The following is a 1,232-nucleotide window of genomic DNA, read 5'->3' on the forward strand; positions in this document are numbered from 1 at the left end:
CCCAAATTTCAAGTTGAAATTAGCCACCCATAAGAAATTCACTCGGCGACTTGTAGTCCAAGCATTTTTTAGGGTAGTTGTTAATCCAATTTTCGATAAAAGCGACTTCTTTCGAGGTCGTTTTCTTGGTTCCTTTTGGTAACCATCTCCGAATCAATCGATTGTGATTTTCATTCGTTCCCCTCTCCCATGAAGAATAGGGATGCGCATAGTAGATATACTCCTCAGGAAACACTTCAGCCAGACGACTAAATTCTGTACCATTATCTGCAGTTATAGACAGAATACGATGTTCCCTCAAGATTCCCTCTAGTGCCCGATTGACTGATTCAGTGGTTTTGTTAGGTATTAGACGGATGATTTGGTATCTACTCCGACGGTCGGTTAAGACTAAAAGGCAATGATTTTTTACTCTGGTTAGTAGAACTGTATCAATTTCATAATGACCGTTTTCTAAGCGAAGATTAATAATGTCAGGTCGTTCTTCAATTGATTTGCCTGCTAGTTTAAAGTTAGGACTGGCTTGCTTCTTGATACTTTTCCCTTTTCTAGGGTAAAGTAAATCTGCTTTCGTCAATCCTAAATGGCCATTGTGAAACCAATAGTAAATGGTTGAAATACCCACTTTTATTTTCTTCTTCTTAACCATCATTTCAGGAGAAAATTTTTGCTTAGTATAGTGTAAAATTTTCTCTTTCAATTCTTTCGTTAGGATTATCTTTTTTACCGATCGTTTTCGATTAGTTTGGTAAACAGTCTGTGCGTACTCGGCTGAATAGACCTTTTTATATACCCCTTTTCGCACTTGTTGTAAGGTTGTACCCCGATTGATCTCGTTATTGATGGTCTGAGGAGCCTTTCCTAGTAAGTCGGCAATTTCACGATTAGACTTTCCCTCAATCTTCCACTTTTCAATTAGGCGACGGTTATCAATTGTCAAATGTTTTCCTTTTAGTGTATAATATTTTTGCATCTCTGTGCCTCTTTCTTGTGTTTGTGGTGAACTACAAGTATAGCACAGAGGTGTTTTCTTGTACCTTAAAATGGATTTCCTTTGACAACAGGAACCCTTGAACCTGTTTTGGTAGCTAAACCAAGGCTACTATTAGCCTTGGCAACTTAGCCTAACAGCTTCAAGCCTGTTATCAAATGAAATCAATCGCCAACTCATTTATAGTAAAGCAGCTGATTTTGATTAAGGTAAAGTGGCTAACTTCATTATAGAACTTTCA

At 37.7% G+C, this 1,232-nt stretch carries 1 protein-coding gene; it reads right to left on the minus strand.

Annotation, left to right across the window (positions count from 1 at the left end; genetic code table 11):
* Positions 1-19: 19 nt before the first annotated feature.
* Positions 20-973 carry an IS30 family transposase gene (locus K6V48_RS11600; protein WP_172018826.1) on the minus strand — a complete coding sequence of 318 codons (954 nt, stop codon included), beginning with the start codon at positions 971-973 and terminating at the stop codon, positions 20-22.
* Positions 974-1,232: the final 259 nt, after the last annotated feature.

It is taken from the genome of Streptococcus suis, assembly GCF_019794555.1.
Classification (GTDB): domain Bacteria; phylum Bacillota; class Bacilli; order Lactobacillales; family Streptococcaceae; genus Streptococcus; species Streptococcus suis_AB.